The organism is Spongiactinospora gelatinilytica, from assembly GCF_003236385.1.
GTDB lineage: Bacteria > Actinomycetota > Actinomycetes > Streptosporangiales > Streptosporangiaceae > Spongiactinospora > Spongiactinospora gelatinilytica.
Window position 1 is genome coordinate 1 of the sequence record NZ_POUA01000459.1, and the last position, 5188, is coordinate 5188.

The window sequence follows — 5188 nt, forward strand, 5'->3', positions numbered from 1 at the left end:
CCCCGCCCGCGGCGGCCTCGACCAATACCGTCTCACCCGGCCCGACCTCGCCCGCGGCGAACGCCCCGACGGCGGCGACCCCCGAGGAGAGCAGCGCGAGCCCGGCGTGTGAGTCCAGATCGGTGGGCAGCGGGCGCAGCGACCCCGCAGGGATCGCGGCCAGCTCCGCGTAACCGCCGCCGCCCGGCGTGATGGCCAGCACCCGCCCGCCGGTCCACTCCGGGTCGGTGTCCGGGCCGGTGGCCACCACCGTGCCGGCGACCTCGAACCCCGGCGTGAACGGCAGCGGCAGCGCCACCTCGGGCATCAGGCCCGCCCGGATCTGGGTCTCGGCGTGGCTGATCCCGGCGGCCTCCACACGGACCAGCACCTCGCCCGGCCCGGCGACCGGATCGGGGACCTCCTCCAGCCGGAGCACCTCGGCCGGGCCGTACTCATGAAAACGAATGGCACGCATTTCGTCCGCCTCCAGACGTATCGACTCGTCGGAGACGGTATCCAGAAGGTACTTGTTACTTCAACGATACTTACTTACCATCGGGCAGGTGAAGAAGCCACTCGATCCGGGGATGTTCGACCCGGCGTGCCCGTCCAGCGCGATGCCGATCCGGATCGGCGACAAATGGTCCGCCATGGTGATCGTGTGCCTGGAGCACGGCCCGCGCCGGTTCTCCGAGCTGCGGGTGCCGATGCGGGGCGTGACCCCGAAGGTGCTCACCCAGACGCTGCGCGCGCTGGAGCGCGACGGCATGGTCACCCGCACGGTCTATCCGGAGATCCCGCCCCGGGTGGAGTACGAGCTGACCGACCTGGGGCGCACCATGTTCGGGCCGATCGCGGCGTGCCGGGCGTGGGCCGACGCGCACCTGGAAGACCTGCTCCGCGCCCGCGCGGCGTACGACCAGGCGACCCCCTCAGCGGGTGGAGCCTAACTTCCTGGAGATCCGCAACGCGGCCTCGGCCACCTGCGGCCCGAGCGTGCGCACCCGCGCCGCGGTGATCCGCGAGGTCAGCCCGGAGACCGAGATGGCCGAGGTCACCATGTTGGCCTGGTTGAAGATGGGCGCGCCGACACACCGCACCTCCGGCTCGTTCTCCCGGTCGTCCACCGAGTAGCCGCGCTGCCTGATCCGGCCCAGTTCGGCGCGCAGGCTCGCGCCGTCGGTGATCGTGTACTTGGTCACCGGGGGCATCCCGGCCGCCACGACGTCCTCCACCACGTGGTCGGGCTGCCAGGCCAGGATCGCCTTGCCGACCGCGGTGCAGTACACGGGCGCGCGGCTGCCGATCCGCGAGGCCATCCGCACGTTGGTGGCGTTCTCCACCTTGTCGATGTAGACCACGTCCGGCGGGTCGTAGACCACCAGGTGGACGGTCTCGCTCACCTCCAGCATCAGCCGGTGCGACTCCTCCGCGGCGACCGTGCGCAGGTCCAGCCTGGCGAGGTACGCCTGGCCGAGGTGCAGCGCGGCGGGACCCAGCCGGTAGGCCCCGCTCCTGCGGTCGCGCACCAGCAGGCCGGCCTCCAGCAGCGGCGTGGTCAGCCTGAGCACCGTGCTCTTCGGCAGCCCGACCGCCTCGGCGAGCCGGGTCAGCGACAGATCGGCTCCCGCGTGGTCGCGGACGTGCTCAAGTACGGCGAGCGCCCGCCGCAGTGAGGCCGACCGGTTGCGCTCGGCGGGGGTTTCGTTCGTCACCGGTTCAGAAGGTAGGAGCGGTTCCCGGCAAAGTCACGTATGCACAACATCGTTGTGCAATGCAGAACAAACCGGTCGTGCTCTTCCGGTGCTGTGGACGCGCTCTTAGGGTCTGCCGCCATCGGGAGGTTTTAGTGAAGATTCTTAACTTGGCCGTGACCGGCGCGGCTCTGATGCTGCTGGCGGCCTGCGCGCCGTCCACCGCCCCGACCGCGACCGGTGGTGATGAGAAGTCGGGCACCCTGCGCGTGTGGCTCTTCGACGAGCCCAACCGGGCGCCGAAGGAGAAGGTCGTCAAGGAGGCCATCGCGGAGTTCACCGCCGCCAACGCCGGGACCTCGGTCGAGGTCACCTACATCCCGACCACCCCGGCCCGGCACGAGAGGTTCAAGGGGGCCTTCAACGACCCGGCGAGCGCCCCCGACGTCGCCGAGTACGGCAACACCGACCTCGCCGAGTACGCCGCGGCGGGCGGTTTCGCCGACCTCGGCCCCGACCTCGCGAACTGGTCCGAGCGCGGGGACATCTCCGCCGACCTGTTCCAGTCCGCGACCGTGGACGGCAAGCTGTACGGCGTGCCGTGGTTCATCGGCATCCGCTCGCTCTACTACCGCACCGACGTGTTCAAGGAACTGAAGCTGGACCCGCCGAAGTCCATCGCGGACCTCACCAAGGCGGCGCGCACGATCCGGGAGAAGAAGCCCGATCTGTACGGCATCGCGGTGGGCGGCGAGTACACCTTCGGCGCACTGCCGTTCGTCTGGGACGCGGGCGGCGACATCGAGAAACTGAACTCCCCCGAGTCCCGCAAGGGCGTCCAGGCCTACACCGACCTGCTCAGCGACGACGTCTGCCCGCCGCAGGCGTGCGCCAGCCTGACCGGCGGCAAGACCGTCGAACTGTTCGCCAGCGGCAAGGCGGCGATGGGCATCCTCGGCAACTTCAACCGCTCGGCGGTGGACGCGGGCGCGGCCGCGGGCAAGTACGAGGTCATGCCGCTGCCCGGCGCCGAGCCCGGCTCGGTCGCGCCGGCCTTCGCGGGCGGCAACAACCTGGGCGTGATGAAGAGCAGCAAGCACCGGTCGCTCGCGGTGAAGTTCCTCCAGTTGCTGTCCGGCAAGTCCTACCAGCTCAAGATGTACGAGGCGATGGGCAACCTGCCGACGCTCAGCACGGCGCGCGAGGAACTGGCCGCCAAGGACCCCTTCCTCAAGCCGTTCCTGGACACCGTGGCGGCGGGCACCGAGTTCGTGCCGATCGACCCGGCCTGGGTGAAGATCGACAACCAGAAGGTCATCCCCACGATGCTCCAGAAGATCGCGACCAAGCAGTCGAGCGTCGAAGAGGCGACCGAAGAGGCGGCAACGGCGGTGAACGCCGCGTTCGGACGGTCATGACCCACACCCCCGCAGCGCCGCTCGCCGGGCGTGTACGGCACGCCCGGCCGCGGGCGACCCGGCGGGGCCGCGGGCGGCCCCTGCTCTACCTGCTGCCCGCGGCCGCGGTGCTCGTGCCGCTGTTCGGCTACCCGATCTACATGCTGGGCCTGCTGTCGGTCTTCGACTACCGGCAGGCCCAGGTCAGCGGCGGTGAGCCGACGAGGTTCATCGGCCTCGGCAACTACGCCACGCTGTTCGGCGACGAGCGGTTCTGGTCCATCCTCCTCCAGACGCTCGTCTTCGCCGTGGCGCTGGTGGTCGTCACGCTCGCCGTCGGCGCGACCCTCGCCGTGGTGCTGACCAGGGCGGGACGGTGGCCGCGGCTGCTGCTGTCGCTGGCCGCGATGGCGGCCTGGGCGGCCCCGGCGATGACCGGGTCCACGGTGTGGATGTTCCTGTTCGACGCCGACCTCGGCCTGGTCAACCAGGTGCTCGGGCTGGACGGCTTCAACTGGTTCTACGACAAGTGGGTCGCCTTCGGGGTGATCGGCGCGACCGTGGTGTGGCATTCGTTCCCGCTGGTCATGGTCACGTTGTACGCGGGCATCCAGGCCATCCCGCACTCGGTGCGCGAGGCCGCCTGGCTGGACGGGGCGTCGGAGTGGCAGTCGTTCTGGCGGATCATCCTGCCGATCCTGCGCCCGCTGGTCACCATCGTGGTCATCCAGTCGATCATCTGGGACTTCAAGATCTTCACACAGATCTACGTGATGACCAACGGTGGCGGCATCGCCCTGCAGAACTCCGTGCTCAACGTCTACGCCTACCAGACCGCGTTCGGCTCTTCGGAGTACGGCCTGGGCTCGGCGATCGGCGTGGTCATGACCCTGATCCTGCTGGTCATCACCATGTTCTACATCCGTGCGCTGTACCGGACGGGGGAGCGGCTGTGAAGCGGGCCCGCCTGGCCGCCAACACGGTGGCGATCGTCGCCGCCGTGGTCACGTTCTTCCCGATCTACTGGATGGCGCTTTCCGCGCTGAAGCCCGCGGGGGAGATCCAGTCGCTCCAGGTGCGACCCTGGACGCTGGCCCCCACCCTGGAGCACTTCGAGCGCGTGCTCGGCGGCGAGAACTTCGCCCGCTACCTGCTCAACAGCCTCATGGTGGCGCTCGCCGTGGTGGCCCTGTCGGCCCTGGTGGCGTTCCTGGCGGCGGTGGCGGTCACCCGGTTCACGTTCAGGTTCAGGACCACCGTGCTGATCATGTTCCTGGTGGCCCAGATGGTGCCGGTGGAGGCGCTGACCATCCCGCTGTTCTTCCTGGTGCGCGACATCGGTACGGCGGTGCCCGGCGTCGGGCTGAACACGCTGGGCTCGCTGGTGCTCGTCCACCTGGCGTTCTCGCTGCCGTTCGCGATCTGGATGATGCGCGGCTTCGTGGCGGCCGTGCCGGAGGCCCTGGAGGAGGCCGCCATGATCGACGGCGCGAGCCGGCCGGTCGTACTGTGGCGCATCCTGTTCCCGCTGGTCGCCCCCGGCCTGATCGCCACCGGCGTGTTCTCCTTCATCACGGCCTGGAACGACTTCATCTTCGCCAGGACCTTCATCATCTCCGCCAAGGACAACCAGACCCTCCCGGCCGCCCTCCTGGTCTTCTTCAAACCGGACGAGAACGACTGGGGCGGCATCATGGCGGCCTCGACCCTGATGACGATCCCGGTACTGATCTTCTTCGTGGCGGTGCAGCGCAGGCTGGTCGCCGGACTCGGCGGCGCGGTCAAGGACTGACGCCGCCCTGAGGGGAAAGCGTCCTCATGGGCCTGCCAGGGGGTGGCACGCTCATGAGGACCCCTCACCCCCACCTGCCTTCACCCCTCGCCGAGCTGCCGCACGATCCGCGCCCGCTCCGACTCCAGCGCCTCGATCAGCGCGTTGTGCTCCTCCCGCTGGCTCAGCGCGGACGCGTCGTCCGCCGCGTCCTTCGGGCCGTCGACGCCGCTCCCCAGGTCATCGCGCAACCGCGCGAGATCGTCATCGATCTGACGCAACCTGCCCCGCGGGTCTTCGGTGGACATCGGACCCTTCCCCTCTCTAGCCCTGCCGCAACAGAC

At 69.5% G+C, this 5188-nt stretch carries 7 protein-coding genes; 4 read left to right on the top strand and 3 right to left on the bottom strand.

All coding sequences use genetic code 11. From position 1 onward, the window contains the following. Nucleotides 1-457: quinone oxidoreductase family protein (locus tag C1I98_RS34645; protein WP_158558301.1), on the bottom strand; the 457-nt coding region annotated here is incomplete at its 3' end. An 88-nt stretch (nt 458-545) separates the two neighbouring features. On the opposite strand from C1I98_RS34645, the gene C1I98_RS34650 reads away from it, so the two are divergent. Next, nucleotides 546-932, top strand: a complete 387-nt coding sequence (locus C1I98_RS34650) for a winged helix-turn-helix transcriptional regulator (RefSeq protein ID WP_233508435.1) — start codon at nt 546-548, stop codon at nt 930-932. Here the strand turns inward: C1I98_RS34650 and C1I98_RS34655 are convergent. Next, the gene (locus C1I98_RS34655; protein WP_111171543.1) at nt 915-1697 is read right to left on the bottom strand and encodes an IclR family transcriptional regulator; all 783 of its coding nucleotides are present in this window, start codon (nt 1695-1697) and stop codon (nt 915-917) included. The genes C1I98_RS34650 and C1I98_RS34655 overlap by 18 nt on opposite strands. A gap of 134 nt (nt 1698-1831) precedes the next feature. On the opposite strand from C1I98_RS34655, the gene C1I98_RS34660 reads away from it, so the two are divergent. From C1I98_RS34660 to C1I98_RS34670, 3 genes are read left to right on the top strand one after another with little or no spacing between them, the layout of a single operon-like run. Then, nucleotides 1832-3094, top strand: coding sequence for an extracellular solute-binding protein (locus C1I98_RS34660; protein ID WP_111171544.1), 1263 nt, complete (start codon nt 1832-1834; stop codon nt 3092-3094). Next, nucleotides 3091-4029: a carbohydrate ABC transporter permease gene (locus C1I98_RS34665; RefSeq protein ID WP_111171545.1), complete on the top strand. Its 939-nt coding sequence runs from the start codon at nt 3091-3093 to the stop codon at nt 4027-4029. Before C1I98_RS34660 ends, C1I98_RS34665 begins: the two co-directional genes overlap by 4 nt. Next, a complete protein-coding gene (locus C1I98_RS34670; protein ID WP_111171546.1) occupies nt 4026-4865 on the top strand; it encodes a carbohydrate ABC transporter permease in 840 nt (279 codons plus the stop codon). The genes C1I98_RS34665 and C1I98_RS34670 overlap by 4 nt, the downstream gene beginning before the upstream one ends. A gap of 80 nt (nt 4866-4945) precedes the next feature. On the opposite strand, the gene C1I98_RS34675 is transcribed toward C1I98_RS34670, so the two are convergent. Further along, nucleotides 4946-5152 carry a hypothetical protein gene (locus C1I98_RS34675; RefSeq protein ID WP_111171547.1) on the bottom strand — a complete coding sequence of 69 codons (207 nt, stop codon included), beginning with the start codon at nt 5150-5152 and terminating at the stop codon, nt 4946-4948. Nucleotides 5153-5188 lie beyond the last annotated feature (36 nt).